We start from the raw sequence: 26,290 nt of genomic DNA on the forward strand, positions 1-26,290 counted from the left end.
GTTAGATGTAAAGATATCGCGGCCAGAATTTACACCACCGATTTTATGGGGAATGGGGCTGCTACCTTGGAACATCAAGGAGGGGATCGTGCGTAGTGTCTTACGTGCGGACACTAAGCATGTGTTGAATAACCTCGTGGGTCGGCGCCGATCAATTACTAGGGTCTGAGGTACGAATGACTATCCGTTTGAAGCTGCTTACTTGCGTCTCTCTCCTGACAGCATCGATCCTCGCCATCTCGATATTCTCCTTCTTTGCCATGAATGCACAATCGCGGCTGGCGAATTCGATTGTCACCGACCGCGTCATTCCAATGGAACAGTTGAAGATCATTGCAGACCGATATGCGGTCAACATTGTCGATACTGCCCACAAGGTACGGGCCGGAACGGTGACGAAGGAGCAAGGCATAGCAAACATTCAACTCGCTCTGCGTGATGTGGACGAGCAATGGAAAGCCTATCTGGCAACAGAACTGACCGCCGAGGAAAAGCAGATTGCCGAGCATGTCCGGTCGCTGAAGGACGTGGCCAATGCCAGCGTTGCAGACCTGCTGCGCATCCTCCATGCCAAGGATGCCGCCGCCCTTGACGATTTCACGAAGACCAAACTCTATCCAGCCATCGATCCGATCGGGGCAGATATCGGACAGCTGATCGATCTACAGATCCGCGTTGCAAAGGAAAACCTGGCGACGGGCAATGCAATCAAGGACAGCATCATACTCGTCATGATCGCACTGTCCGCAGCAGCAGCCATTGTCGCCGGCTTCTCCATCTGGACGGTCACAGCTGGCGTCATTCGTCCGGTCAACTCAGTCACAGCAGCGATGAATGCTCTCGCAAAGGGCAATGTGGATGTCGCTATTTACGGCGAAGGAAGACGTGATGAAATTGGCGCTATGGCGTCAACGGTCGCCATTTTCCGGGATAACGCCCGCGAACGTCTGAGGCTTGAGGCAGAAGTTGAAGCCAATCGCAGTCTTTCAGAGCGCGAACGACTAGAACGGGAGCAGAAACAGGCACAGGAGGCATCCGAGGTACGTTTTGCGGTCGAGAGCCTTGGAGAGGCATTGGTACATCTTTCGAACGGGAAGCTTAACTACAGAATTTCGCAGGCCTTTGCGGAACGGCTGGACCCGGTCCGCCTCGATTACAATGACGCGGTGGCCAAGCTCGAAGAGGCCATCATCAGGGTAGGACAGAATGCTCAGGGTATAGCTGCCGGCTCCAGACAAATCCTGGTTGCCGCCAACAGTCTCTCAAAGCGCACGGAACAGCAGGCGGCATCCGTCGAGGAAACCGCCGCCGCGCTCGAACAGATCACGACGACCGTGATCGATTCCAGCCGCCGCGCCGATGAGGCTGGTCGCCTTGTGGCAGAGACCCGTGCATCTGCGGAGCATTCCGGAACAATCGTCAGCCGCGCCGTCGAGGCCATGCAGGCCATCGAATCCAGTTCCTCCGAAATCTCCAGCATCATTGGCGTGATTGATGAAATTGCCTTCCAGACCAATTTGCTGGCACTCAACGCCGGTGTCGAGGCGGCGCGCGCCGGAGAGGCCGGCAAGGGCTTTGCCGTGGTTGCCCAGGAAGTGCGCGAACTCGCCCAGCGTTCGGCAGGCGCTGCAAAAGAGATCAAGTCGCTTATTGGCAAGTCCGGCGACCACGTGAAGCAGGGCGTCCACCTTGTTATGGAAACCGGAAATGCCCTTCAGCATATCGTCTCGCAGGTTCAGGCCGTCAGCACCAATGTTAGCGCTATCGTGGAGGGCGCCCGTGAGCAGTCGACCGGACTGAAGGAGATCAACAGCGCAGTCAACACCATGGATCAGGGCACCCAGCAAAATGCAGCCATGGTTGAAGAATCGACCGCGGCAAGCCACTCCCTCGCAAAGGAGGCGGAAGCCCTATTCCAGCTCATCCAGCGCTTCGAGATCGGCTCAGAACGTTCCACGACACCACGCCAAACCACGGACCTTGGCAGCCAAGACAGACGCCACCATGCCCCACTTCGGGCAAATGCCGCCTGAAGACCTCTCCTTTCAAGCCGTTGCGCGAACTCTACCGGAACCGGAAGCCGTGGCTTCTGTTCGGTAGAGGAAGGAGACATACATGGCAAACGGCAGCGATCCTTACGGTTCCACGGAAGAAACGACTGAATACAAGGGAACGAGAAGAGGCAGCGGACGCGGAAAGCCGAGCGGCTCTCTTGCCGCCGTGGTTATGGCCGCTGCATTTCTGGTGCTGGCGGTCGGCGCATTCCTGTTCTGGCCGCAGTCGCCCGGAGGCGACGGCTCTCCCGGCGAAGCTGTCATTCTACAAAAGCCCGGCACCGGGCCAAGCACGCAAGACCGATAGAAGCCGGGAGGAAGCAGAGCGGGGCACCAAGGCGCCCCATGCAGGCTTCCCTGCCTTCCGCTATTGCCAGACGATAATGCGCGCCTTGGTGGGAACGCGCTCGTATAGATCGATGATGTCCTGGTTCAGCAGCCGGACGCAGCCGGACGATACGGCCTTACCTATGGAATTCCATTCCGGATTTCCGTGCAGGCGATAGAGCGTATCCTTGCCGTTCTGGAAGATGTAAAGCGCACGTGCGCCGAGTGGGTTCGTCGTGCCAGGCTCCATACCGCCAGTGCCCGGCGCATACTTCGCCAGTTCCGGTTGACGGGCAACCATCTCCATGGGCGGCGTCCAGCGGGGCCACTTCTGACGCCACTGGATCACGCCCTCGCCTGACCAGGCGAAGCCCTCGCGACCGATACCGACGCCATAGCGCATTGCCGTCTCACCGCCTGGCTCGACCAGATAAAGGAAGCGCGACTGAGTATCAACAATCACCGTGCCAGCAGGTTCTCCCGTGGTGTTTGGTACACGCTGGCGATAGAACCGCGGCGGAATTTTCCAGTAGGGAACAGCGGGTATGACGAAGCCGCCATCGACCATCTGGCCATAGGTGGCATCGAGCTCTGGCGTGCGACCCGGTGGAAGCGAAGGGGCAAATGCCGGGGATGTGGCGGCAATCGGGGTGAAACGCTGAGGGCCTGAAGAGGCGCAACTTGCGAGCGTGGAGACACTGCCGACAGCCAGAAGGCTGAGGATACGGCGGCGGCTGAGAAGATCAGATGTCATGAGGCCGATTATACTTCTTCACTTGAACGGCGGGAGGGCACCGGACGGTACCCCTTGGAAAACGCCAACCAACGGACGAAGACGAGATTGGTTCCCCGAATGTGGCAGGAAGAAGTATAGAGCGCCTTCATTAAGAGGATAAGGTCTCACTGCACATCTCTTTGTGACATCAATGTGATCGAGAGACCACAGAATGCGGTCAAAGCACCACGATAGGGCTGGAGGCGGGAACGCGATCATAGAGATCGATCACGTCCTGATTGAGCATCCTCACGCAGCCCGATGAAGTGCCCTTGCCGATCGACTGCCAATCCGGCGTTCCGTGGACCCGATAGAGTGTATCCTTGCCGTCCTTGAAGATATAGAGTGCGCGGGCGCCAAGCGGGTTGTTGAGCCCCGGCGTCACGCCGCCCTCAGCGGCGGCAAACTGACGCAATTCCGGTTGGCGCTGCACCATTTCTGCTGGCGGTGTCCAACGTGGCCACTTCGTCTTCCATTGAATGACACCGCGGCCAGACCAGCCGTAGCCTTCCTTGCCGATACCGACTCCATAACGGATGGCCTTGCCATTGGGCTGAACGAGATAAAGGAAACGCTGCCTGGTATCGACCACCAGGGTACCCGGTGCCTCTGTAGTCTGATAGTCCACTTCCTGCCGAAGATAGCGCGCATCGATGCGCGAATAGGGAATAGCCGGAAGCGTATGCCCTTCGTCGCGAATGGAAGCATAGTAAGTGCGGTTAACAGGGTTGGATACAGGCAAGCCATAGGTCTGCTGGAACTGTGTTTGATAGAGCTGACGCTTCTGCGGAATCGGCTGCGCCTTCTGTGTCGGCTGCGGCTGTGCCTCCGGCGGAGACGAGGGATTGTAAAACACCGGTGCCGTCTGCTGCACAAACACATCCGGGTTCATCAGGCTGGTGTCCTGCACAAGAAGGCACCCCGACAAGCTGCTCGACGTCATCAGAACGACAGCAAGTCTGGCAACAGGCAGCGAGCGGATAGAATGAAACAGCATGAGATGGCTTCCGGCAGAATGACGTCGAATACGATCCTGTCAGGTGCAACTGGCGCGAAGCTGGACTCCTGCTCGTTCAAGCGCCGTATTGCTTGAAAAACCGGATACTTTCAGCAATCGCTCCCGGAACGACCCCATTATGCGTGCCCGGAAGCAAACGGTGGTTGATCGTCACACCCGCGGCGCGGGCGCGCTCCACGGTCAGTTCATGAGCGCGGTCAAAAGGTCGCTCCTCAGTGCCGCGTAAAAGCAGTGTCGGACATTTGATGCTTGCGGCGAAACAAACCGACGAGCGCATGATGAACTCTTCCTGATTTCGAGGATCGAACCGGATCTCCTTCTGGTAATGCCCAAAATACCTCCAGGCATCGACACCAGCGGAAATAGGAACTGCCGCCTTGAAGCTTCTCACAGACATGGAGGCCAGAATCGAGAGCGTTCCGCCATTGCTATGTCCGGCCAGAAACAGCCGATTCCTATCCACCCCTGGAAGGGTTTCCAGATAGCGGGCCGCGGCCAGCGCATCCGAGGTCTCGTTATAAAAACCGGAATAAAATCCGGCCTGCCCGTTCTCCCCGCGGAAGGAAGGCAGCATCACCACGAAACCGGCATCCACATAGGGCTTCATCAGCTGCCAATGCCCATCACCCGTGGCATTGCCCCCGTGAAGGAAGAGAACCGCAGGCTTGAGATCCGTCGAAGACGTGTTGTCGCTCACCCAAGCCACAAGGGGTATCGTGCCATCAGGACCGCCGGGATAGGTCACACGCTGAGCACCGGCGGGCCTGCCCAAAGGAGGCGCAATTTCAGGCGCCGGTCCTTCGATCATCAGCCTCGTCATGAAACGGGCACGCGCTTGCGCATAATCCATTGCCTGGGCGGGTGGCACATCGGGCACGGAAAAAGGGAGCGTCTTATCTGGGGACGGAGAGACTGCCGGCATTGTGGCCCTTGCACCGATCTTCTCCTCGGCCAGCAGCTTGAACGGCGTAACCAAGACTGCCCCAGAAGCACAAAGAAGGAGACGGCGATTCATCTGCATGGACTAAGCCCTCTGATCATTTGTACATTGAACTAGCAGGTATATCACGGACGGAAAACCTGAACTTCCTCTGACCATAGCAACACTCCGTTACTATGCTGGTTGCAGGCTGGCGCTGCCGCCGTTCTAAACAACGGCTCGCTGGAACTTCCGCTAGCGTCCAGCTCCGGACATAGCACCGTCACACCAGATGGGAGCGGAACCGGCCATGGATTTTCAGTGAAGAGAAGAACGTGAGGCTCAATCCTTTCCTCCGATCATGGCAGTCAGCGTGGAGAGACGGTCCGCGTCACGAGGAAGCTTGTCCATTCGCAGGCGCGAAATTCGCGGGAAGCGCATCGCGACACCGGATTTGTGGCGGCTCGAGCGGTTGATCCCTTCAAAAGCCACTTCCAGCACGAAACCGAAGCCGGGTTCCGCTCGGACAGCGCGGACAGGACCGAAGCGCTCCACCGTGTTTTCGCGCACGAACTTATCCAGCACCTCCAGCTCCGCATCGGTAAAGCCGAAATAGGCCTTGCCCACTGGCACCAGCTCCTCTCCCTCCTCGCCTTGCGTCCAGACGCCGAAGGTGAAGTCGGAATAGTAGCTTGAGCGTTTGCCGTGACCGCGCTGCGCATACATCATCACGGCGTCTATGTTGAATGGATCCCGCTTCCACTTGAACCATGGCCCCTTCAAGCGGCCTGCCTGATAGACGCTATCCTTTCTCTTGATCATCACCCCTTCAATTACCGGTTCGGGAGGATCGAGCCGCAGATGATCCAGCTGCAGCCAGCTGTCGAAAGCTACAAGGGGGGACAGATCGAAACGCTCATGGGAAGAGCTTTCAATCAAGTGTGCCAGACGCTCGCGGCGATTGAGATAGGTCTCGCCGCGCACATCGACATCGCCGACAAACAGGAGATCATAGGCCCGAACGAAGGCCGGATAGTCGCTGATCATGCGGCTGTTGACGCTCTTGCGATTCAAGCGCTGCTGGAGATCGGAGAAAGTGCGCGTTGCGCTGTTGGAGCGGGACGTGCCGCCCACCAGAAGCTCACCGTCCACGACCCCCTCAAAATTGATCGCATCGATGACATCGGGAAAGGCGCCGGAAATATCGTCGCCAGAACGGGAGTAGAGCTTTCGTGTGCCTCCAAAGCTCGACATCTGCACGCGGATGCCGTCCCATTTCCATTCGGCGGCATAATCGGCCGGATCGAGCTTATCGAGATCGCCCTCCTCCACCGGATTGGCCAGCATGACCGAATGAAAGATGGCGGGTGTTGCCAAAACCGGTTTTTCGCTGCGACCCTCAAGCCAGGCGAAAAGATCTTCATAGGGCGGCTGCAATCCGTGCCAGAGGGTCTCTATTTCCGTTACGTCCCTGCCGCTCATCTCCGCAAGGGCCTGCTTGGCCAAACGGGCAGAGACACCGATGCGCAGCGAGCCGGTGGCGAGTTTCAGGAATGCAAACCGGCTGGAATGGTCCAGATGATCAAGAAGATCGCGCACGGCACCGAGCGTCTGTGTACGTCCCAGACTGTTCATCGCATGGATGACCGCTCCAAGCCGCGGCTGATCCGTATCTGCCACACGCTCTTTGCGTCCGCCATCCCAGATCAGCGAAATGGTCTCCGCGAGATCGCCGACATAATCATAAGAATACTGAAAGAGCACCGGATCGAGCTTTTCCAGCGCCAGTTCCTTGAGAAGAGCTGGCTTGATACCTCTCAGGTCAAGCGTGCCCGCGAGAGCCGCCAGCCCATAGCCTCGGTCCGGATCCGGCGTATCGCGAAAATAATCGCTTAGCAAAGTGAGCTTGCCATTGCGAGATGGTGTGAGAAGGAGCCTGTCCAGCAAAGTTGCGAAGGGTTTCATGCAATCAGTCCCCCTCGTCTTCGTAACCAACCAGATGCAGCGGCCGCGCCGGAATGCCCTGCAGTTCGCACCACCGCACCAAAGCCTCTTCCCGCCCATGTGTGACCCACACTTCCTGCGGTTTTATCTCCTGGATCGTATCGAGCAGTTCGGGCCAGTCGCAATGGTCGGATATCACCAGCGGCAGTTCCACGCCTCCCTGCTTGGCGCGCTGCCGCACCATCATCCACCCGGACGCGAAAGAGATCAGCGGCTCGTTGAAGCGGCGTGCCCAGCGTTCCTGAAAGGCCGATGGAGGCCCAACGACAATAGCGCCGTGAAAGGCGGAAGGATCCTTTTTTTCCAGGGTGGCCGGGCGCAGGTCTCCCAGTTCCACCCCCTGCGATACATAGTAATCACACAGCTTTGCCAGCGCGCCGTGAATGAAGATGGGCTTGTCATAACCGCAATCGCGAATGAGCCTGATTACCCGCTGCGCCTTTCCAAGCGAATAGGCCCCGACAAGATGCGTTCGCTCGGGAAACTGCTTTAGGGAGGCCAGCAGCTTGCGGGTTTCCGCCTTGGGATCGGGATGGTGGAAAACCGGCAGGCCAAACGTCGCCTCCGTAATGAAGACATCACAGGGAATTGGCTCAAAAGGCGCGCAGGTGGGATCAATGCCGCGTTTATAATCGCCAGATACGACAATGCGCAGGCCATTTTTCTCGATGGCGATCTGGGCGGAGCCAAGCACATGACCGGCGGGATGAAAGTGAACCGTCACGCCATTCACATCGATCCGTTCCCCGAATGAGGCGGTCTGCTCCTGAAGCGTGTAATCGTCTCCATACCGCAGGGCCATGATGTCCAGCGTCTGTCGGGTTGCCAGCACACTGCCATGACCGGCGCGCGCATGATCCGAATGACCGTGCGTGATAAGCGCCCGCTCAACAGGGCGCACAGGATCGACATGGAAACGACCGATCGGGCAATATAGACCGGCAGGAGTGGGATGCAGCAGCGCCTCTGGTTTCATACAGAGATAGATAGGCTGTGAACTTTCCATTGAAAGAGGCTTGGCAGGCGCTTAGACAGCTCGCATGACAGCGGTTTTCTGGCACCCTCCCCGCAACCCTCAGCTATGGGTGCCGGAGCCCTTGAAAGGAAACTGTGTGCCCGAGACTTCCAGCATGTCTCGTCCGGCACTTTTCGCACCATACATGGCCGCATCAGCCTTCGCGATCAACTCCTCAGGCGTTGTCCCGTCTTTGGGAAAAAAGGCGACACCCATGCTGCATGTCGGCGTGAACCGCTGACCGTCGAACTCGATGGGCGAGGATATCAGCTCACGGATTTCGCCCAGGCGGCGCAGAACGCCAGCCTCTTCCTGAACAGCATTGCTGAATACAATAGCAAACTCATCGCCGCCCAAGCGAACGACAAGATCGCTGGCCCGAATGGATTGAGCGATACGCTGCGCAACAGTCTTTAGAACTTCGTCGCCACTCGCATGGCCATAGCCGTCATTGATCTGCTTGAAATTGTCGAGATCGAGATAGGCAACGGTAATCGTTCGGCCTTCACGCCGCGCCTCATGCAGGGCACGACTGAACTGAGGCCAGAACAGAGCCCGGTTCGGCAAGCCGGTCAGCGGATCGTGATGCGCAAGATGGCGCATTTTGCGTTCGGTATGTGCACGTTCGACCGCGATGCCCGCGAGATCCGCCGCCATATTGGTAAACAGGGTTTCCCGCTTCGTCGGTTCACGCACAGTCTCCGAATAGAGCGCGAAAGTGCCAAGCACCACCCCATCCGATGCAAGAAGCGGAGTGGACCAACAGGAACGCAATCCGAATTTGCCAGCAAACTCCCGGAAATCCTCCCAAAGCGGGTCTGTCTGGATATCCTTGACGATAACCCCTGCACGTCGCCAGGCCGCTGTTCCACAGGAACCGACGCGGGGGCCGATCCGAATACCGTCAACCAGCCGATTATAGGCAGCGGGAAGATTAGGAGCGGCGCCTTGACGCAGCGTCTCACCGTCTTCATCCACCAGCAGGATGGAAGCATAAATGCCATCCAGACCATGCTGCACCACCTGGCAGATATTTTCGAGAGTATCCGTCAAGGGACGACCTCGGGCAATCATGTCGAGAGTGTGCGCGTGGGCGGTCTGAAGTTCTTCATTTTGCTTGCGCTCGGTCACGTCACGCGACATGACCATCAGGCCAACCACGAGGCCATCATCGTTGCGAAGCGGGGTGCGGGATGTCGCGTACCAACGGGTCCTGCCTTCCACGTCGATAAACCGTTCCTCCCGTTCATCCGATTGGCCAAGGCTGATCAGCTGACGCTCCAACTCCAGCCGCGCCAGGGTTTCGTCATCCAGCCCCGGGTTTATGCCCAAAGCGTCAGGACAGTTCCCGCGAAGGCGTTGCATGGCGGCAGAATTTGCAAAAACGAGACGACCGGCCCGATCCGTCATATAGACTTCTTCGATGAACTGATCGAGCAGGCTGCGCGCATCCAGGGTCTGCATCACGAGTGCGCCGCCGTCTGCCTCCGAAAAGGGTGTGGAGATACGGATCAAGCGCTGGTGCAATTCGGTGGGCAAACTATCTGACCGCAAAGCGGTCGTCATACCAGCAATGCCATTCGTCATGCGTACCCTCTCCTTGCGCCCATTTTGTCGCTTATGGGTGTCCTACCTTCATGATAGGGCGGCCAAGCAACTAGACTATGCACGCATCCTGACCAATTGGGGAATTATGGGAGGGAAACACTTCCTGTTGCTTAATCGGCAGGCTAGAAAATTCATAGCGAACCGGAAAACGGCCATTTCTGAAAGAAAGTGGTTTCATTACGAGACAAATCGGGCGGGGCTACCTATAGTCGAAATAAATGATAAACACACGTAACACGCTGAAGCGGCGTCATTTTCTGCAAATCGCGGCTGGCGCAGTCGCGCTGGCGAAAGCCGGTACCGCCTATGGTGCAGGCGGCAGTGGCAAGGCGGGCGCAACGCCCCTGCGCGGGACAGCAGGACCGGATGGCTTCGGTGTCACTGTCGACACCGGCTTGAGCGATCGTGGTCAGTTCATGGAACTGATGAGAAAGGCCGTGTCGGAAGGTCAGCCGCTTTTTCTACCACCGGGGCAATATTCGCTCTCGCGGCTGGACCTGCCGGATGGCCTGCACATTACCGGAGTTCCCGGTATGAGCCGCATCGTCTTCTCCGGCGAGACCTACCTCATGCGCGGGGCCAATCTCAAGCGGCTATGGATATCCAACCTCGTTCTGGACGGTCAAAACAGATCCCTCGGGCCTGATGCAAAAGGCCTGTTCGAAGCGCAAAACATTGCCGATCTGAAGGTCGAAAACTGCCTGATCGTTGGCTCATCGAAAACGGGCCTTCATCTGGAGCAATGCCAGGCGAAGATCCGGCAAAACCGGATCGGGCTTGCTGCCGATTATGCTGTCTATGCCGTTGAAGGCTCGGCATCCACAATATCCGATAACGACGTGGCCGATTGCGGCAATGGCGGTATTCTGGTCCACCGCTGGCAAAAAGGCGAAGACGGGACCGCGGTACGCGACAACCGCATTTCGCGCATCCGGGCAGATAATGGCGGCACCGGGCCCTTCGGCAATGCCATCAATGTCTATCAGGCCGATAATGTGTCGGTAAGCAACAACCACATATCGGATAGCGCCTTCACTGCCGTGCGGGCCAACGCGGCCTCGAATGTCCAGATCGTTGACAATCATTGCGTCAATAGCGGCGAAACAGCCATCTATTCGGAATTTGGCTTTGAGGGCACGTTGATTGCCAACAACCTCATCGACGGTGCTGCCAATGGCATATCTGCCGTCAATTTCAATGAGGGCGGCCGATTGGCGTTAATTAACGGCAACCTGGTGCGAAACATTCGCGATCAGGGGCCTTATGTGCACGATAATGTCGGCTTCGGCTTCGGCATCGTCGCGGAAGCCGATGCCGTTATCGCCTCCAATGTCATCGAAAATGTCGCAAGGTTTGGAATGCTCGCGGGCTGGGGGCCTTATCTGCGCAATGTGCTGGTCAATGCCAACGTGGTCAGGCGCGCGCAGACAGGACTTGCAGTCTCCGTGGTGGAGGAAGCCGGAAAGGCCATCATTACCAACAACCTGTTCGAGGCCGTGCCGAAGGGAGCAATTATAGGCTACCGCTGGCATGATGCGGCAACCACAGATCTGGTCGATGGCACAAATTCCCCCACCAATGTGAGCATTAGCGGTAACCGCAAAGTCTGACGCCTCTTGCTTTTCGACGGGCTTCGATATCGTATCGCAGCAAAACAATGTCAGGATGATCGCAATGGTAAAACTGTACGGTGCCTATCGCTCCCGCGCGACCCGCCCTTTGTGGCTGCTAGAAGAGATTGGCATGAGTTTCGAGTACGTACCCGTGCTTCAGGCCAAGCGGCTGGATAATCCGCTTGACGGCGATGCACCGATCAATACCAAGTCCCCAGCTTTCCTGTCCATCAACCCCATGGGCACCATTCCTTCCCTCGAAGATGATGGTCTCGTCATCCACGAGTCTCTCGCGATCACCTTGTATCTGGCGAAAAAGTACGGCGGCGACCTGGGGCCGAAAGATCTCGCCGAAGATGCACAGATGCTGCAATGGACCCTGTTCGCCGCAACAGAAATCGAGGCGACTGCGCTGAAGATCTCAATGGCTTTGCTTGGTGAGCAAACCGAAGACGTCAAGGCGACTGTCGAGGCGGCAGCACTTGCCCTGGCACGCCCCTTCGACATGCTGGAACAGCATTTTGCCGGCCGGGAGTGGACCGTCGGCAACCGGTTTACCACGGCCGATATCAATCTTGCTGAAATCGTTCGTTACGCCCAACCGCATGCTCCTCTTTTCGTGACCCGGCCCGGCTTGAAGTCCTGGCTGGAGCGCGCCCAGGCACGCCCCGCATTCAGGAAGATGTGGGAGACACGTTTGGCGGAGCCCGCGTCCGGCCCCGTTTGATTCAGTGGTTTCTCGAAACCACGCACGGCAAAACAGAGGCCTGGGCACAAAGCAAAGCTGAGGGATCGCGTCAGCCCGAAGGTTGCGAAAGACTGCACGTCTCCTGACAAAAATCAGGAGACGCCACGTGCTTCTCCTTCCAGCGCGGCGATCACTGCCGGGCGCGCACGAAGCCTTTGGAAATGCGCCTCCACTTTGGGAAACTCGGCAATGTCAACGCCATCGGCCTCCAGCCAGCTGGACATGACGTAAAGATAGGGATCGGCGATCGTGTAGCGTTCACCCATCACGAAGGGCCCATCCAGATCGGCCTCAATAAGGGAAAAATGTGCGCGCATCGTTTCCGGCACCTTGCGACGCATGTCTTCCAGGGAGGTCGGCTCACTGGCCCAGCGCGATCCACGCGGCCCATGAGCATGTGCGACATGGACTGAAGAGGCGATAAAACTGTTGAAGGCCTGTAACCGTGCCAGTTCGAAGGGATCATCCAGGGGTGCGAGGTGCCGTTCCGGTGCCATCTGCGCAATAAACAACAAAATTGCTGGCGTCTCGGTCAAGATTCCGTGCGGCGTGACAAGTGCTGGCACACGGCCTTTCGGATTGATCTTGAGATAGGCATCCGAACGCTGTTGCCCATCTCCGAACTTCAGGCGCATCAATTCAAACGGGAGCCCTGCTTCGATCAAAGCGATATGGCTGGCAAGCGAACATGCCCCTGGCGAAAAGAACAACTGGTACATTCGCAAATCCCTCCACGTAGAAAACGCAACCAGATTTCCCAAAGCGTGTCGCGAGCTTTCAGGCTCTCACGCTTCAAGTCTCTGGTTTGGCTTAGCACGATCTCACTTCAATGGTGATCCGATCCCGCCTGTTTCACGTCAATAAACCGGAAACACAAGGGACCCGACGTGACCATGACCACAGGCAAACCCAAACTGACCCTTAAACTGATCGCAGCGTTACTGGTTTCATCGGCTGCGGGTTTGGCCCCTTCCGCCCAGGCAGCGGAGGAGGCCTACAGCGCTTCCGAGATCCAGAAGATGATTATCGGCAAACGCGTCTATCTCGCCACTCCCCTAGGCGGAGAATTTCCCCTCAACTACCGGAAATCGGGCGTTGTGGATGGATCTGGCGAAGCCATCGGACTGGGGCGTTTTGCCAAGCCCAACGATAGCGGCAAATGGTGGATCAACGGCGATCGCCTCTGCCAACAGTTCAAGACATGGTACAAGGGTGCGCCCATGTGCTTCGAACTGTACAAGACGGGCTCCAACACGCTTCGCTGGATCCGGGACAACGGCCAGAAGGGCACCGCCCGGATTGGCGAAAACATTTAGTTTAGAGGCGCGCCCGCCCCGCGCACAAACGCTTCCGTCGCACGGGTAACACCCACCGGCACACCGTTCCAGTTTTTCATGGTGCGGTTCGCCAAGGCGCTCAGTCTGGCGCTTGCCTCACTTTCCGGCTCGAAGAAACGGGCCAACAGCGAAAAGATCATGCATTCCGCAGCACGGGTTGCGCCATCCTCGCACTTTACCGCCATCGCCAGCCCCTGCTCTGGCAAAGCCGCGACAAACACACCTTCTGCGCCGGTCTTTGCAAATATCTTGCCGGGGGCAATTTGCATTGCCTTGGTGCAGGCTCGATCCGTGCCGGCAACGAAAAATGGCTCGGCCATGCAGGCTTCCATCAGGCGTTTTGAGGCTTTGGCACGGGTCGTCGAAAGGCTCATGCCTGTCGCCATTTTTGCAAATCCATGCGCCAATGCCTGGAGGGGCAGAGCATATGTGGGAATGGAGCAACCATCTGTCCCGCAGAGATCGGGACCAAGTTTGGCTTCCGTCAGTCCCTCCATCACGGCACGGATTTCTGCCTGCAAGGGATGGTCATAATGAACATAGCCTGCATGATTCTTACCGGCATGAACGCAGGTACAAATGAAACCGCAGTGCTTGCCCGAGCAATTATTGTGCAGGGCGGTCGGGGCATCCAGCGTGCGCGCCTGTCGTATCAAGATTTTCTCGTGACCCGACCAATGCGCGCCGCACTCCAGCGCCCCCAAATCGCGTCCCGCTTTGGCGAGCATTCCCGCCGCAGTCGCCACATGGTCCTCTTCGCCAGAATGGGAAGAGCAGGCGAGTGCCAGCTCCCGCTGTGTCAAACCGAAAGCATCGGCAGCACCGGATTCAACAAGCGGCAAGGCCTGCATCGCCTTGCAGGCCGAGCGAGGAAAGACAGGTGCCGCCACGTCTCCCACGGAAAAGACCGTTTTGCCCGCACCATCGACAACAACGGCCATGCCGCGATGCCTGCTTTCAACATAATCGCCCCTGGTCACTTCGACTGTCACAGGATTTTGCATTCAGATGCCCCAGTTTCGCTGCCATTTGTAACTTGATAGCCTGATCAAGCGCTTGCAACCAGTTTCATTTCAGCCCGATGATGGTTTCATGATCTCACTTCTCTTCCTCAAGCGGCTGGCATTGGCCATCTTTGCCATCTATCTGTTGCCGACCCTTGCCTCTGCCGGCTACTGGGCACTTCAGAAAAGGCCAGAGCGGTGGAGCGAGGCGAATTGGGGCTCGTCAGGACTTCTTCCTGCGGCAGGCAAAAGCCCAGAAGCCGCAATCTACGTCTTTTCAGCAACGACAGGGGGGATGAAGGGCGCTGTTGCCAGCCATGCCTGGATCGTGACCAAGGCAGAAGGTGCACAAGCCTATAACCGCTATGACAAAGTGGGTTGGGGCCGCCCCATTCGCCGCAACGGCTGGGCGCCAGATGGATTCTGGTATTCAAACCAGCCTCAGGTGGTCGCTGAGATCCGGGGCACCGAGGCAGAACGCCTTATCCCGAAGATCGAGGCAAGTATTGCAGCCTATCCCTATGCCGAAGCCGGTACCTATCGCATTTGGCCTGGACCCAATTCCAACAGCTTCGTTGCCCATGTGTTGAGAAGCGTGCCTGAGCTGGGCGCGGTATTGCCACCATGCGGTTGGGCGTGATTATCTGCCGGACGGTGATTTCCTGCATATTGACGAAGACTGGCGTGACATTCACCTGACCTTCCACGGTCTGATTGGCGTGTCTGCGGGGGTGAGAAGTGGATTGGAAGTTCATTTCCTCGGCCTCGTGGCGGGCCTCGATCTTGCCCGTCCCGCAGTCAAGATCCCGGCAGTTGGCAGAGTCGGGATTTGAGCGCTCCCAAAACAGGAAAAGGGCCGCTTGCGCGACCCTTCCATGAGCTTTGGTTCTGTGACGAACCGGGATTGCGGCATAGCCAACAAATCCCTCGGAGGTAGTGTCAGGTCGGGGACTGCCCCGTCAAAACCGCAACCTTTCCCATGTCCGTCCTGCAAACCGCATTCTCACTAGACATCGGATCACCTCCTTTCGTTTCGTTGAACATGCTCACAAGGTAGGTTTGGCCATGGCGCTTTGCAAGGCACGATTTGCAACAAGCACAGGGGCATTGTGAGCACGCAGGATCTTAAAGCCGTGCTGTAAGCGCGCGGTCAAGTTCGCTTGAAGATGAACTCAAAACAATTGAGGGGCTGAAAGCATTTGCATCCAAGACACCGGGCTGACGGCAGGGTTAAGCCATATCTCGCAAAAGTGCGCAGCGGTTTTGCCGAAAAGACCCGTGTGAGAGCAAAGATTCAGACCGTGAAAACGAAGCTGAAAACTTGTGACACACTTTAGATGAAAGCCATTGCCGTTCTGGAGACTATTTATGAGACATTGGTTATTAGCAATCTCAGTTGCAGCCATTTCGATGGCTTCGCCGCTCAGCGCCGCTCATGCCGCCAACGGGGTCGAAACGCATAATGTCGCCTTCTGCCTTAAGACGGATAGCAAGATCGACCTTACGCCACTGGGCAAAAACGAAGTCGGCGTCGTCATTACAAAGGTTGGCGCCTCTGCAACGAATGTGAAAGGCAATGTCGTCGTCAGCGCCAATAATCGGCATGGAAAAGGCGATCTCGGCGCTTTCTGGAAATCCGGCATGACTGAGAAACTCCCGCTGGCCGGTGGCAGTTGCTACAATCTTTCGATCATGACAAGGGCAGCAGGCGCCAAGGAATGGAGCTGCGTTGCTATCGATCCAAATATCAACGGCTCAGCGATGACATTCAGCGGGGGCGTTATCTCTGGCTTCATCGTGGGTGTCAGCGATGTCAACACCGCCGCTCCCGTTTTGCATTGCCCGCCGAAGGAAGCCTGATTTCCGCAAGATTTGCCGGCAAAAAGAGTTGCCGACAAATCTGCCGTGACCCCGCTGGATCAACGCATGCCAGTGGGGTTCACGGCCACTAATCAGGGCTGCACGGGCTGTGTGCTCCGAATTGTTCAGCCCGCCGTGCCGCTACTTCACCTTCAGCACAATCTTACCGATGTGGCTGCTGGTTTCCATCAGTCTGTGGGCATCGACAACCTGATCGAAGGGCAGAACCGAATGGATGACGGGGCTGACCGTACCATCTGCTAGCAGGGGCCAGACATGCGACATGAGCTCGTCGCGAATGGCCCGTTTTTCATCTGCCGTGCGTGGGCGCATGGTTGATCCGGTGACTGTCAGCCTTTTGACCATGATTGGCCGAAGGTCGACTTTCTCCGCAATGTTACCGCCCAGAAAAGCGATGATCGAAAGACAACCATCCTTTGCCAGCGCCGAGAGGTTTTTCTCGAAGTAAGCCGCGCCGATCATATCGAGAACCACGTCGACACCCTTGCCGCCGGTCAGCTCCTTGATGACGGCAGCGAAGTCTTCCGTCTTGTAATTGATGGCGCGCGTCGCACCCAAGCTCTCGCAGGCGGCGCATTTTTCCGCCGAGCCTGCAGTGGCATAGACGGTGGCGCCAAATGCCTTTGCCAACTGGATGGCCGTCGTTCCGATACCGGACGTGCCGCCATGAATCAGCACACTCTCCCCTTCGGTCAGCACTGCCATTTGAAACAGATTTGCCCACACCGTGAAGAAGGTTTCCGGAACCGCGGCCGCCTTGACGGCATCGTATCCCTTCGGGAAACTCAGAGCCTGACCGGCTGGCAAAATGCAGTATTGCGCATAACCGCCGCCATTGGCGAGACCACACACCTCGTCGCCAATTGCAAAGTCTGTCACGCCCTCACCCACGGCGACGACCCGGCCTGCAACTTCAAGACCCAGTATGGGACTGGCATCCTTGGGTGCCGGATAATTCCCCTGACGCTGCGCGACATCGGGCCTGTTGACCCCCGCCGCTTCCACTTCAACCAGTATTTCACCCTGCTTGGGCAAAGGCACGGGTCCTGTTGCGAACGTCATGACCTCTGGTTCACCGAAGGTCGGCAAATCGACGTGGCGCATGGTGGATGGCAAAGACATGAAGCAAATTCTCCCTTTCGAGCAGGAGCCGAACATAGGGTGTCGAAGGGCAGGATGGAAGGTGGCGCATCGCCACGGCCTGCGGCGGCGGCAAAACGCCAACCTCATGCACAGGCAGAACGCGATCTTCAGATCCGCGTTTCACACTTCAAATCATGTTTGGGGCATATCGAAAAACCGCTAACGCGTTTTTGCGCGCCGTCCCTTAGATCGCAGCGACGTGCAGACCGCTTTCGCTGCCCTTGGCGCTTTTCTTGATATTGGCGATTTCGGCGGACAGCCTTCCCACATCATCCAGAAGCAGGCCCTTTGGCAGTTCCAGCACACCGATGGAGCAACGCAGCAGCGGAAAGTCCCGCTCGGTGCCGCTTCTGTCGTGACCACGGATGCGCCCCGCTGCCCGATCCTCCACCGAATAAAGCTGGACCACATCGTCGTGGAAGTCGGAAAGCAGGCGGCTGAGGATTTCCTGCGTTTCCTCCAGTGTCCAATCCCGAAGCCCGATGAAGAAATCATCGCCGCCCACGTGGCCGAGGAAGGCACCATCCGAGAAGAAATAGCGTTTCATCAGAGCGGCGAACAGGGTGATCGCATGGTCACCCATGTGGAAACCATAGTGATCGTTGAAGGGTTTGAAGTGATCGAAATCGCAGTAGCAGAAGAAACGTGTCTGGTCATCGTCACGACCTGCTTCGAGCATGAAATCGTGGATGGCACGGTTGCCGGGCAGGCCGGTCAGCGGATTTTGGTCCTGTGCAATCTTCAACTGCTTTTCATTGATCACCCGGATCAGCGAAGCCGCTGAAACGACGCCCGCATAGCGCATGTTTTCCGTCAGGATCACACAATCGCTGCCGTCCATATTGGCGAAAATGTTCATCAGCCTTTCCGCATTGGCATCGAGGCCGACGATGGGTGCACCTTCCACGAAATGGGCGATGGAGCGCTCGTAGATCTTGTTCTTCAGTAGATCCCGGCCGAACGGCCGGTAGATATACTCTTTGAGATGATGCTCGCTGATGATGCCACGCGGCTCGCCATTGGCATTCAGGACCGGGAAAAACGCCTGCCTGGGATTGGCACGAAAGAGTTCGAACACGCTGTCTATACTCTCGTGCTCATACACGGTCGGCAGCATTTCGATCTGCTTGCGGATGAGGATCTCATCCAGCGACTGACTACTACGGCGAGCGCGGCCCAGATCCGCCAGATGCGGAAAGGCAGGCTGCAACTCGCTGATAAAAGTGGTGGGCCGGGCAATGAACCAGCCCTGCACCATGTCGACCCCGAACTCGCGGCAAGCAAGGCACTCAGCCTCGGTTTCAACCCCCTCCGCAATGACGCGGATACCCAGCACATGGGCGATGTTCACCAGGTTGCGGACGAGATGGCGCTTGCGCGGGCTTTCATCGATCCCCGAAATAAAGTGCCGGTCGATCTTGAGATAGTCGACCGGAAAATCGCAGAGCAATTTGATCTCCGCATGGCCGACGCCAAAGTCGTCAATGGCAAGCTTGAAGCCCGCCTTGCGCATGGTTTGCATCAGCGCTGCAAATTCCGGGGCGCTGGTATTGTCGAACCGCTCTGTCAGTTCGAAACAGACAGAGGATGGCGGAATGTCTGCCTGACGCAATTGCTGCAGAAGTCGCTCAACAATCTGCTCCCCATCCTGGATGAGGCGGCCATCGAGATTGATAAAGAGGGTCGAATGGGAGAAATCCGGCACGGTAGCGAATTTCGCCAGCGCTCGTCCCGCAAGCATTTGCTCCAGCGCCAGAAGTTGGCCACTCTCGACAGCCGTGTCCAAGAGATCGAGAGGGCTTTCAAAGCCCAGTCGGTCATACCCTCGCATCAGCGTTTCGTAGCCGAAGACCTTGCCAGTGGAGAGCTCCACGATAGGCTGGAATGCATTTTCAATGACAAGTTTGGCCAGGTTGAGCAACTGCCCGTCGGCAAACCGCCGAAAGGCCGTCGTCTCCAACGGTGCAAGCCCGGACATGGCGTCATTCTCCCTGACTTCTTGTTTATTGTTGCGGAAGATCACATCGAAAGTCTGAAAAGAGTCTTTCTCCAGCATGAATTTTTTGTGACGCCGCAGCCTCGCCTGCCGGCACGGCGCTCGTGAGTTTTTTATTGATTGATCAGTCAATCAAAAATATAATGTCAGCCATTCAGGAGATCGAGATGCCCAAGCTTGGAATGGAACCCTTGCGCCGCAAGGCCTTGGTTGAGGCCGCGCTGAAGACGATTGGCAGCCAGGGTTCGCTGGATGTCACAATGTCGGATATTGCCCGCGAAGCTGGTGTCTCTCCCGCACTTGCCCATCATTATTTTGGCAGCAAGCAGCAACTGCTTATCGAGACCATTCGCAGCCTGCTGCGGGCTTTGCGCACCGATGCCGCAACTGCCTTGAAACAGACAACGACCGCGCGTGAACGTGTTTCCGCGATTATTCGCGTTTCCTTCCATGCCGATCAATTTGCGCCGGAAACCGTGGCGGCGTGGCTTGCATTCTATGTCGAGGCTCAACGGTCGGAGGAAACAAGGCGTCTTCTGGTCATCTACGCCAGACGCCTGCATTCCAATCTGCTGCACGCATTGAAGCAGATCGCTCCAGCCGCAAGCGCGGCCGGAATTGCCGAAGGCACCGCCGCCCTGATCGACGGACTATACATTCGCCAGTCGCTGCGCGCGGCTCCCCTTTCGATCGAAGCCTCCATCGCTCTGGTGGAGGATTTCGTGAACGCTCACCTTCTCGCCACCCACGCCCCCGGAGACGAACCATGAAAGCACAGCCCCCTGCATCTCATTTCATCGACGGGGAATATGTGGAAGATGCCGCCGGCTCGGTGATCGAGAGCATCTATCCTGCAACTGGAGAGGTGATTGCCCGTCTTCATGCAGCAACACCTGCCATTGTTGAAAAGGCAGTCGCAGCGGCCAAGCGCGCCCAGAAAGAATGGGCAGCGTTCAGTCCGATGGCGCGCGGACGCATCCTGCGCCGCGCAGCGGACATCATGCGAGAGCGCAATCGTGAACTGTCTGAGTTGGAAACGCTGGATACAGGCAAGCCGATCCAGGAAACAATTGTCGCTGACCCAACTTCGGGGGCAGACAGCCTGGAGTTTTTCGGCGGCATCGCAGCCACTGCCCTTAACGGTTCACAGATCCCGCTCGGCGGAGATTTTGCCTATACCAAGCGTGTTCCTCTGGGCGTGGTTGTCGGTATCGGTGCGTGGAATTATCCGCAGCAGATCGCCTGCTGGAAAGCGGCTCCCGCTCTTGCTGCAGGCAATGCCATGGTGTTCAAGCCATCAGAGGTCACACCGCTCGGCGCGCTGAAGATTGCTGAGATCCTGATTGAGGCCGGGCTTCCGAAGGGGGTTTTCAACGTCATCCAAGGCGATCGGGACACGGGGCCGATGCTGGTTTCCCACCCGGATGTTGCGAAAGTATCTTTGACCGGATCTGTGCCGACAGGCCGCAAGGTGGCGGCGGCTGCCGCAGGGCAGTTGAAGCATGTAACCATGGAACTGGGCGGCAAGTCACCCATCATCGTTTTTGAGGATGCTGATCTCGAAAGTGCGATTTCCGGCGCCATGCTCGGCAACTTTTATTCCAGCGGCCAAGTCTGCTCCAATGGTACGCGTGTATTCGTGCACGCCTCGATCAAGGAACGTTTTCTTGAGAGGCTAAAGGAGCGTACGGAGCGCATCATCATCGGCGACCCACAGGACGAGGCCACGCAGATGGGGCCTCTCGTCTCCAAGGCACAACGGGAAAAGGTTCTCTCCTATATCGATAAGGGCAGAGCGGAGGGCGCGCGGCTGATTACTGGCGGCGGCATCCCAAACGCTGTTGCCGCGGAAGGCTATTTCGTACAGCCAACTGTTTTTGCCGATGTGAAAGACGACATGACCATTGCGCGCGAGGAAATCTTCGGGCCAGTGATGTGCGTGCTGGATTTCAAGGACGAGAATGAGGTGGTGGCGCGCGCCAATGGAACGGAATTCGGTCTAGCTGCAGGCGTCTTCACTGCGGATCTGACACGAGCACACCGGGTGGTGGATCAGTTGGAAGCCGGGACGCTCTGGATCAACACCTACAATCTATGCCCCGTGGAAATACCTTTTGGGGGCTCGAAGCAATCGGGTTTCGGACGCGAAAATTCAGCCGCCGCCATTGAGCATTACACAGAGTTGAAGACGGTTTATGTCGGCATGGGCAAGTGCGAAGCGCCGTATTGAGGTGTAGGAAGGGCGATTTCCATGAACCAGGCAGATTTCGTTATCATCGGTTCCGGCTCGGCAGGCTCTGCCATGGCATATCGCCTGTCGGAAGATGGCAGGCACTCGGTCATCGTGCTGGAATTCGGCGGATCGGACATCGGGCCGTTCGTGCAAATGCCGGCGGCGCTGGCCTATCCCATGAACATGGACCGCTATAACTGGGGCTATCTGTCGGAACCCGAGCCGCATCTCAACAACCGGCGCATGATCGCGCCGCGCGGCAAAGTCATCGGCGGCTCATCCTCCATCAATGGCATGGTGTACGTGCGCGGTCACGCCGAGGATTTCAACCGCTGGGCCGACATGGGCGCAACCGGCTGGTCCTATGCGGATGTTCTGCCCTACTTCAAGCGGATGGAACATGCGCATGGCGGCGAGGAGGGTTGGCGCGGCACGAACGGACCTTTGCATGTGCGGCGCGGGGAAGTGCGCAACCCGCTTTATCGCGCCTTCATTGAGGCGGGCAGGCAGGCAGGTTTCCCCGTCACAGAGGATTACAACGGCTCAAAACAGGAAGGCTTCGGCCTTATGGAGCAGACCACCTGGGAGGGAAGGCGATGGTCTGCCGCCAATGCCTATCTGAAGCCTGCATTAAAGCGGCCAAACTGCCGGCTCATTCGGTGCTATGCCCGCCGCATTGTCTTTGAAGGCATGCGGGCCGTCGGCGTTGAAATCGAGCTCAACGGTCGGGTCGAGATTGTGCGGGCCAATCGCGAAGTCATTCTCGCTGCGTCGGCATTCAACTCGCCCAAGATCCTCCTTCTGTCCGGTATCGGCCCCGCAGGCCATCTCAAAGAGATGGGTATTGACGTGGTGGCCGATCGACCGGGCGTGGGGCAAAACCTTCAGGACCACCTGGAATATTACCATCAGTTCCGGTCCAGGCTACCAGTCACGCTGCACTCTCGCAACAACTGGTTCTGGAAGGGTGTTGTGGGAGCACAGTGGCTGTTCCTCAAGAAAGGTCTCGGCACATCCAACCAGTTTGAAGCGGCGGCCTTCATTCGCTCCGCCGCTGGCGTCAAATGGCCGGATATTCAATATCACTTCCTACCGATCGCCGTATCCTACGATGGAAAATCGGCAGCGGAAGGCCATGGTTTTCAGGCTCATGTCGGCTACAATATGTCGAAAGCGCGCGGTTCCGTCACATTGCGGTCGCCGGATGCGAAAGATGCCCCTGTGCTGCGCTTCAACTATATGAGTGATCCGGAAGATTGGGTGAAGTTCCGCCATGCCGTGCGCGTGACGCGAGAGATTTTCGCCCAGCCAGCCTTCGCACCTTATGTCGCGGATGAGATTCAGCCCGGCGCCGCCGTACAAAGCGACGAAGAAATCGATGCTTTCCTGCGCGAGCATCTTGAGGGGGCCTACCATCCGTGCGGCACCTGCAAGATGGGCCGGGAGAGCGACCCGATGGCGGTTGTCGATCCAACCACAAAGGTAATTGGAGTAGAGGGGCTGCGAGTTGCTGATTCCTCCATCTTTCCGCACGTCACCTATGGCAATCTGAACAGTCCTTCCATCATGACGGGCGAAAAGGCATCCGATCACATTCTGGGCCGCGATCCTCTGCCGCGCAGCAATCAGGAACCCTGGATCAATCCCAACTGGCAGGTGAGTGACCGCTGAGAAAAAAAGGGGAATAGCCGCGACGGAACTGCTCGCAGGATCCGTTAGAGAGGTGTTGGAAGGCTCATGCTTTCGACACACGAAAACGGGACAGGTCGATCTGTTGAAGTCAGGCCCCTTTCACTCCATCATCGTCGCGGCTGTCGCGGCGAGAACAAATGAGCAGTGATCCGGACGCAGAACTGGTGCAGCGCGTGGCGCGGGGCGACCCACAGGCCATGCGCCTTATGGTGTCTGCGAAATTGCCTCGGCTCCTGGCGCTTGCCCAACGCATGCTCGGAGACCGCTCCGAAGCCGAAGATGTGGCACAGGACGTTTTCCTGCGGATCTGGAAGCACGCTGGCACATGGAAACAGGGTAGCGCCAAGTTCGACACCTGGGCGCACCGCGTTGCGTTGAACCTCTGTTATGATCGATTGCGCAAGCGTCGAGACATACCGACGGATGACGTGCCGGAACAGATCGACCCTGGTCCATTGCCGGACGCCGGATTACTAAGTGACGATCAGCAGGGGCCACGGGTGGAGCGCGCGCTTCAGGAACTGCCTCCCCGGCAGCGGGAAGCAATCATCCTGGTCTATTATCAAGATATGTCGAACCGCGAGGCGGCGGAAGTCATGAACATCAGCGTGGATGCTCTGGAAAGCCTGCTTTCCCGGGGAAGGCGCGCCCTCCGAAAGATTCTGTTAGGAGAACGAGACGATGCCTGAAACACACGATACCGACAGAACGTTCGAACGGCTTCTGACGTCCTACAGAGTGGCGGAACCGGATGCCGTACTCATGGGCAGGATCCTTAATCTCGGCGCGCAGCAGGCAGCCAGGCGCACTCGTAGACGCCACTGGATGATCGGTGCAGGACTGGTCAGCCTCGGCCTTGCGGGTGGTCTGAGCGGGGCGGTAACCGTCGCCATCATCACACCTATTGAGCCTTATGTGCGCGCAGATCAGGAAACAGCCTTCGGTCTGGTACAGGGCGAAAGCGAAGCCAGCCGGCTGCAGGAGGAACAATGAACGACACAGGTTTTCGCAGGCTCGTCATCGGGCTTCTGGCGCTGAACACCTTCCTGCTGGCGGCGGTGCTCGGAGGCGCCGGTTTCTATCTTTATGGAGGCAGAAATCAGGTGCCATCGCGGCTGCCGCTGGCGGGAGAGCAATTACCGGCACAGGAACGCAAAGCGTTTCAGACAGCACTGGCCGATGCTCGGCGCGAGGTGCGGCCTGTACAGCTAGAAGCGCGGCAGGCGCGCGTCGAGGCGGCAGCACTTCTTGGAAAGCCGGAGCTTGATGCAGCAGCCCTCTCCGATGCCCTGAGGCGTGCGCGCGAGGCGGAACTTGCTGTGCGGGCGGCCGCGGAAGAAAGCGCTGCCCGTTTTGCAAGCGGCCTTTCCGTGGAACAACGGCGGCGACTTGCCGATGCGCTGATCGGGCGGGAGGCTCCGAAAACACCTGCCACGAAATGACCTTGATTGGGAAGCGACGGATTATTGCTGTTGCTCCCGTTCAAAGACCGATAACGAAAAGGAGTTCGGATCGGTCATGGCAAACCCAAAGGATCTGGATGCGGCTTTGGCGCTTTGGCGCTTTGGCCTGGGTGCCAAGGAAGGCAGCATCGCCCTCATCAAGGAGGATCCTCGCGACCTTCTTTTGCAGGAAGTGACGGAAAAAGCGGTCCCGACACCCCAAGGCGGCACGCTGCGTTCCACGCAGGATCTACTTGTTTCTCTCTATCAGTTTCAGGCGGAAGAAAAAGCCAGGCGCGAACGCCCTTTGCCGACAGCACCTGCCATGGATCCCGCAACTGCGCAGGCCAAGCCTGAGAAGCGGCCTTATCTTCCACAGCAGATTTTTCTGGATGAAGTGGATGCCCGCTTCAACGGCACAATCCACGAGCCGATGATCGGCTTTGGCGAAAGATTGGCAATGTTCTGGGCCAATCACTTTGCCGTTGCAACGAGCAAGGGCGGAGAGGTGCATATTGCTGCCGGAGCCTTTGAACGCGAAGCAATCCGGCCAAATCTGTTCGGCTCCTTCGAAGATTTGCTCCTGGCCGTCGAAACGCACCCTGCAATGCTGGTATTTCTCGATAATCGCCAGTCCATCGGCCCCAATTCGCCAGCCAACAGACAGGGCAAGCGCGGCCTGAACGAGAATTTGGCGCGCGAGATCATGGAGCTTCACACGCTGGGAGTCGATGGCGGTTACACCCAGGCGGATGTGACGTCTCTGGCCCGGATCATCACCGGCTGGACCGTGTACCGCAACGACAACAAGCCCGGCCCGCAAGGTGCCTTCAGTTTCAACGCCAATGCCCATGAACCGGGCGATCACACCGTTATGGGCATAACCTATGGCCAGGGCGGTGTTGAGCAGGGCAGGAAGGTCCTGCGCGATCTGGCACACCACCCCGCCACGGCACACCATCTGGCCTTCAAGCTGGCGCGGCATTTCGTGGCAGATGAGCCACCAGCTTCGCTTGTTTTGCTGATGGCCGCGGCCTATACCAAATCAAGCGGCAATCTTTCTGCCGTCTACAAGGCGATGCTGTCCTCTGATCTGGCGTGGCAGCCGCGCCTGCAGAAAATGCGGCAGCCAGTGCAATATCTTGTAGCGCTCCTGCGCAGCACCGGACTGAAGCCGAAGCCGCAACAAATCGTGTCGACGCTCCGCGCTCTTGGCCAGCCGCTCTGGAACCCATCCGGCCCCAACGGATTTGCCGATGTGACGGACGCTTGGGCCTCATCAGAGGGGCTGGCGACCCGCATCGATGCGGCCAATCTCTTTGCTCACCAATTGCCAGGGTCGCACGATCCCCGCAGCTTTGCCGCAGATCGACTGGGCCCGCTGCTGAGCGACGATACGCTGCAAGCCATTTCCCGGGCAGAGACGCGGCCACAAGGACTGTCGCTCGCCTTTCTTTCCCCCGAATTCCAGAGGTGCTGAC

The 26,290-nt window shown here is 57.7% G+C and carries 23 protein-coding genes and 1 pseudogene; 14 read left to right on the top strand and 10 right to left on the bottom strand.

Annotated features, from left to right (window positions below):
* Positions 1 to 176: 176 nt before the first annotated feature.
* Positions 177 to 2,033 carry a methyl-accepting chemotaxis protein gene (locus ACFSE1_RS08025; RefSeq protein ID WP_377399015.1) on the top strand — a complete coding sequence of 619 codons (1,857 nt, stop codon included), beginning with the start codon at positions 177 to 179 and terminating at the stop codon, positions 2,031 to 2,033.
* 82 nt (positions 2,034 to 2,115) lie between these two features.
* On the top strand, positions 2,116 to 2,361 hold the full coding sequence (locus ACFSE1_RS08030) for a hypothetical protein (RefSeq protein ID WP_377399018.1): 246 nt from the start codon (positions 2,116 to 2,118) through the stop codon (positions 2,359 to 2,361).
* Between the two features lie 60 nt (positions 2,362 to 2,421).
* On the opposite strand, the gene ACFSE1_RS08035 is transcribed toward ACFSE1_RS08030, so the two are convergent.
* The 6 genes from ACFSE1_RS08035 to ACFSE1_RS08060 form a co-directional block, all read right to left on the bottom strand.
* The gene (locus ACFSE1_RS08035) at positions 2,422 to 3,135 is read right to left on the bottom strand and encodes a L,D-transpeptidase (RefSeq protein WP_377399021.1); all 714 of its coding nucleotides are present in this window, start codon (positions 3,133 to 3,135) and stop codon (positions 2,422 to 2,424) included.
* Between the two features lie 199 nt (positions 3,136 to 3,334).
* Positions 3,335 to 4,099, bottom strand: coding sequence for a L,D-transpeptidase (locus tag ACFSE1_RS08040; RefSeq protein ID WP_377399766.1), 765 nt, complete (start codon positions 4,097 to 4,099; stop codon positions 3,335 to 3,337).
* Between the two features lie 130 nt (positions 4,100 to 4,229).
* Positions 4,230 to 5,096, bottom strand: coding sequence for an alpha/beta hydrolase family protein (locus tag ACFSE1_RS08045; protein WP_377399769.1), 867 nt, complete (start codon positions 5,094 to 5,096; stop codon positions 4,230 to 4,232).
* Between the two features lie 339 nt (positions 5,097 to 5,435).
* A complete protein-coding gene (locus tag ACFSE1_RS08050; protein ID WP_377399024.1) occupies positions 5,436 to 7,058 on the bottom strand; it encodes a cisplatin damage response ATP-dependent DNA ligase in 1,623 nt (540 codons plus the stop codon).
* A 4-nt stretch (positions 7,059 to 7,062) separates the two neighbouring features.
* On the bottom strand, positions 7,063 to 8,073 hold the full coding sequence (locus ACFSE1_RS08055) for a ligase-associated DNA damage response exonuclease (protein ID WP_377399772.1): 1,011 nt from the start codon (positions 8,071 to 8,073) through the stop codon (positions 7,063 to 7,065).
* Positions 8,074 to 8,172: 99 nt separating this feature from the next.
* Complete coding sequence (locus ACFSE1_RS08060) at positions 8,173 to 9,699, bottom strand: diguanylate cyclase domain-containing protein (protein WP_377399027.1); 1,527 nt, start codon at positions 9,697 to 9,699, stop codon at positions 8,173 to 8,175.
* Positions 9,700 to 9,938: 239 nt separating this feature from the next.
* On the opposite strand from ACFSE1_RS08060, the gene ACFSE1_RS08065 reads away from it, so the two are divergent.
* Both ACFSE1_RS08065 and ACFSE1_RS08070 read left to right on the top strand, forming a co-directional pair.
* The gene (locus ACFSE1_RS08065; RefSeq protein WP_377399030.1) at positions 9,939 to 11,330 is read left to right on the top strand and encodes a TIGR03808 family TAT-translocated repetitive protein; all 1,392 of its coding nucleotides are present in this window, start codon (positions 9,939 to 9,941) and stop codon (positions 11,328 to 11,330) included.
* A gap of 64 nt (positions 11,331 to 11,394) precedes the next feature.
* A complete protein-coding gene (locus ACFSE1_RS08070) occupies positions 11,395 to 12,060 on the top strand; it encodes a glutathione S-transferase family protein (RefSeq protein ID WP_377399033.1) in 666 nt (221 codons plus the stop codon).
* 113 nt (positions 12,061 to 12,173) lie between these two features.
* On the opposite strand, the gene ACFSE1_RS08075 is transcribed toward ACFSE1_RS08070, so the two are convergent.
* A complete protein-coding gene (locus ACFSE1_RS08075; RefSeq protein ID WP_377399035.1) occupies positions 12,174 to 12,800 on the bottom strand; it encodes a glutathione S-transferase family protein in 627 nt (208 codons plus the stop codon).
* Positions 12,801 to 12,974: 174 nt separating this feature from the next.
* Here ACFSE1_RS08075 and ACFSE1_RS08080 point away from each other — a divergent pair, with 174 nt between their 5' ends.
* Complete coding sequence (locus ACFSE1_RS08080) at positions 12,975 to 13,397, top strand: hypothetical protein (protein ID WP_377399775.1); 423 nt, start codon at positions 12,975 to 12,977, stop codon at positions 13,395 to 13,397.
* Here ACFSE1_RS08080 and ACFSE1_RS08085 read toward each other — a convergent pair.
* Positions 13,394 to 14,422, bottom strand: coding sequence for an asparaginase (locus ACFSE1_RS08085; RefSeq protein WP_377399038.1), 1,029 nt, complete (start codon positions 14,420 to 14,422; stop codon positions 13,394 to 13,396). The genes ACFSE1_RS08080 and ACFSE1_RS08085 overlap by 4 nt on opposite strands.
* Before the next feature lie 88 nt (positions 14,423 to 14,510).
* Between ACFSE1_RS08085 and ACFSE1_RS08090 the strand changes: the two are divergent.
* Both ACFSE1_RS08090 and ACFSE1_RS08095 read left to right on the top strand, forming a co-directional pair.
* Positions 14,511 to 15,255 (top strand): annotated as a pseudogene (locus ACFSE1_RS08090) (DUF3750 domain-containing protein).
* Between the two features lie 577 nt (positions 15,256 to 15,832).
* Positions 15,833 to 16,282: a hypothetical protein gene (locus ACFSE1_RS08095; protein WP_377399041.1), complete on the top strand. Its 450-nt coding sequence runs from the start codon at positions 15,833 to 15,835 to the stop codon at positions 16,280 to 16,282.
* Positions 16,283 to 16,423: 141 nt separating this feature from the next.
* Here the strand turns inward: ACFSE1_RS08095 and ACFSE1_RS08100 are convergent, their stop codons facing one another.
* Both ACFSE1_RS08100 and ACFSE1_RS08105 read right to left on the bottom strand, forming a co-directional pair.
* Positions 16,424 to 17,425, bottom strand: a complete 1,002-nt coding sequence (locus ACFSE1_RS08100) for an NAD(P)H-quinone oxidoreductase (RefSeq protein WP_377399044.1) — start codon at positions 17,423 to 17,425, stop codon at positions 16,424 to 16,426.
* A 205-nt stretch (positions 17,426 to 17,630) separates the two neighbouring features.
* Complete coding sequence (locus ACFSE1_RS08105; RefSeq protein ID WP_377399047.1) at positions 17,631 to 19,424, bottom strand: bifunctional diguanylate cyclase/phosphodiesterase; 1,794 nt, start codon at positions 19,422 to 19,424, stop codon at positions 17,631 to 17,633.
* A 185-nt stretch (positions 19,425 to 19,609) separates the two neighbouring features.
* Between ACFSE1_RS08105 and betI the strand changes: the two genes are divergently transcribed.
* The 7 genes from betI to ACFSE1_RS08140 all read left to right on the top strand — a co-directional run bounded on the left by betI (position 19,610) and on the right by ACFSE1_RS08140 (position 26,289).
* Positions 19,610 to 20,212, top strand: a complete 603-nt coding sequence (betI, locus tag ACFSE1_RS08110) for a transcriptional regulator BetI (RefSeq protein WP_377399050.1) — start codon at positions 19,610 to 19,612, stop codon at positions 20,210 to 20,212.
* On the top strand, positions 20,209 to 21,672 hold the full coding sequence (gene betB / locus ACFSE1_RS08115) for a betaine-aldehyde dehydrogenase (protein ID WP_377399053.1): 1,464 nt from the start codon (positions 20,209 to 20,211) through the stop codon (positions 21,670 to 21,672). The genes betI and betB overlap by 4 nt, the downstream gene beginning before the upstream one ends.
* Before the next feature lie 21 nt (positions 21,673 to 21,693).
* Positions 21,694 to 23,346, top strand: a complete 1,653-nt coding sequence (gene betA / locus ACFSE1_RS08120; protein ID WP_377399056.1) for a choline dehydrogenase — start codon at positions 21,694 to 21,696, stop codon at positions 23,344 to 23,346.
* Between the two features lie 140 nt (positions 23,347 to 23,486).
* Positions 23,487 to 24,056 (top strand): RNA polymerase sigma factor, encoded by a 570-nt coding sequence (locus ACFSE1_RS08125; RefSeq protein WP_377399778.1) that lies wholly within the window; start codon positions 23,487 to 23,489, stop codon positions 24,054 to 24,056.
* Entirely contained in the window at positions 24,049 to 24,360 is a 312-nt protein-coding gene (locus ACFSE1_RS08130) for a hypothetical protein (RefSeq protein WP_377399059.1), read from the top strand. The genes ACFSE1_RS08125 and ACFSE1_RS08130 overlap by 8 nt, the downstream gene beginning before the upstream one ends.
* The gene (locus tag ACFSE1_RS08135; protein ID WP_377399062.1) at positions 24,357 to 24,809 is read left to right on the top strand and encodes a periplasmic heavy metal sensor; all 453 of its coding nucleotides are present in this window, start codon (positions 24,357 to 24,359) and stop codon (positions 24,807 to 24,809) included. Before ACFSE1_RS08130 ends, ACFSE1_RS08135 begins: the two co-directional genes overlap by 4 nt.
* 76 nt (positions 24,810 to 24,885) lie before the next feature.
* Positions 24,886 to 26,289 (top strand): DUF1800 domain-containing protein, encoded by a 1,404-nt coding sequence (locus ACFSE1_RS08140; RefSeq protein ID WP_377399065.1) that lies wholly within the window; start codon positions 24,886 to 24,888, stop codon positions 26,287 to 26,289.
* Position 26,290: the final 1 nt, after the last annotated feature.

It is taken from the genome of Affinirhizobium helianthi, assembly GCF_042680945.1.
Lineage (GTDB): Bacteria > Pseudomonadota > Alphaproteobacteria > Rhizobiales > Rhizobiaceae > Neorhizobium > Neorhizobium helianthi.

What these genes read in the sequence shown, in the direction of transcription:
- ACFSE1_RS08095 (WP_377399041.1), top strand. Translation starts at nt 15,833, where the DNA reads ATGGCTTCGCCGCTCAGCGCCGCTCATGCCGCCAACGGGGTCGAAACG.
- ACFSE1_RS08140 (WP_377399065.1), top strand. Translation starts at nt 24,886, where the DNA reads ATGGCAAACCCAAAGGATCTGGATGCGGCTTTGGCGCTTTGGCGCTTT.
- ACFSE1_RS08050 (WP_377399024.1), bottom strand. Translation starts at nt 7,058, where the DNA reads ATGAAACCCTTCGCAACTTTGCTGGACAGGCTCCTTCTCACACCATCT.
- ACFSE1_RS08075 (WP_377399035.1), bottom strand. Translation starts at nt 12,800, where the DNA reads ATGTACCAGTTGTTCTTTTCGCCAGGGGCATGTTCGCTTGCCAGCCAT.
- ACFSE1_RS08065 (WP_377399030.1), top strand. Translation starts at nt 9,939, where the DNA reads ATGATAAACACACGTAACACGCTGAAGCGGCGTCATTTTCTGCAAATC.
- ACFSE1_RS08055 (WP_377399772.1), bottom strand. Translation starts at nt 8,073, where the DNA reads ATGAAACCAGAGGCGCTGCTGCATCCCACTCCTGCCGGTCTATATTGC.
- ACFSE1_RS08060 (WP_377399027.1), bottom strand. Translation starts at nt 9,699, where the DNA reads ATGACGAATGGCATTGCTGGTATGACGACCGCTTTGCGGTCAGATAGT.
- betB (WP_377399053.1), top strand. Translation starts at nt 20,209, where the DNA reads ATGAAAGCACAGCCCCCTGCATCTCATTTCATCGACGGGGAATATGTG.
- ACFSE1_RS08045 (WP_377399769.1), bottom strand. Translation starts at nt 5,096, where the DNA reads ATGCCGGCAGTCTCTCCGTCCCCAGATAAGACGCTCCCTTTTTCCGTG.
- ACFSE1_RS08035 (WP_377399021.1), bottom strand. Translation starts at nt 3,135, where the DNA reads ATGACATCTGATCTTCTCAGCCGCCGCCGTATCCTCAGCCTTCTGGCT.
- ACFSE1_RS08105 (WP_377399047.1), bottom strand. Translation starts at nt 19,424, where the DNA reads ATGTCCGGGCTTGCACCGTTGGAGACGACGGCCTTTCGGCGGTTTGCC.
- ACFSE1_RS08030 (WP_377399018.1), top strand. Translation starts at nt 2,116, where the DNA reads ATGGCAAACGGCAGCGATCCTTACGGTTCCACGGAAGAAACGACTGAA.
- ACFSE1_RS08070 (WP_377399033.1), top strand. Translation starts at nt 11,395, where the DNA reads ATGGTAAAACTGTACGGTGCCTATCGCTCCCGCGCGACCCGCCCTTTG.
- ACFSE1_RS08100 (WP_377399044.1), bottom strand. Translation starts at nt 17,425, where the DNA reads ATGTCTTTGCCATCCACCATGCGCCACGTCGATTTGCCGACCTTCGGT.
- ACFSE1_RS08025 (WP_377399015.1), top strand. Translation starts at nt 177, where the DNA reads ATGACTATCCGTTTGAAGCTGCTTACTTGCGTCTCTCTCCTGACAGCA.
- ACFSE1_RS08040 (WP_377399766.1), bottom strand. Translation starts at nt 4,099, where the DNA reads ATGACGTCGAGCAGCTTGTCGGGGTGCCTTCTTGTGCAGGACACCAGC.
- ACFSE1_RS08130 (WP_377399059.1), top strand. Translation starts at nt 24,049, where the DNA reads ATGCCTGAAACACACGATACCGACAGAACGTTCGAACGGCTTCTGACG.
- betA (WP_377399056.1), top strand. Translation starts at nt 21,694, where the DNA reads ATGAACCAGGCAGATTTCGTTATCATCGGTTCCGGCTCGGCAGGCTCT.
- ACFSE1_RS08085 (WP_377399038.1), bottom strand. Translation starts at nt 14,422, where the DNA reads ATGCAAAATCCTGTGACAGTCGAAGTGACCAGGGGCGATTATGTTGAA.
- betI (WP_377399050.1), top strand. Translation starts at nt 19,610, where the DNA reads ATGCCCAAGCTTGGAATGGAACCCTTGCGCCGCAAGGCCTTGGTTGAG.
- ACFSE1_RS08080 (WP_377399775.1), top strand. Translation starts at nt 12,975, where the DNA reads ATGACCACAGGCAAACCCAAACTGACCCTTAAACTGATCGCAGCGTTA.
- ACFSE1_RS08135 (WP_377399062.1), top strand. Translation starts at nt 24,357, where the DNA reads ATGAACGACACAGGTTTTCGCAGGCTCGTCATCGGGCTTCTGGCGCTG.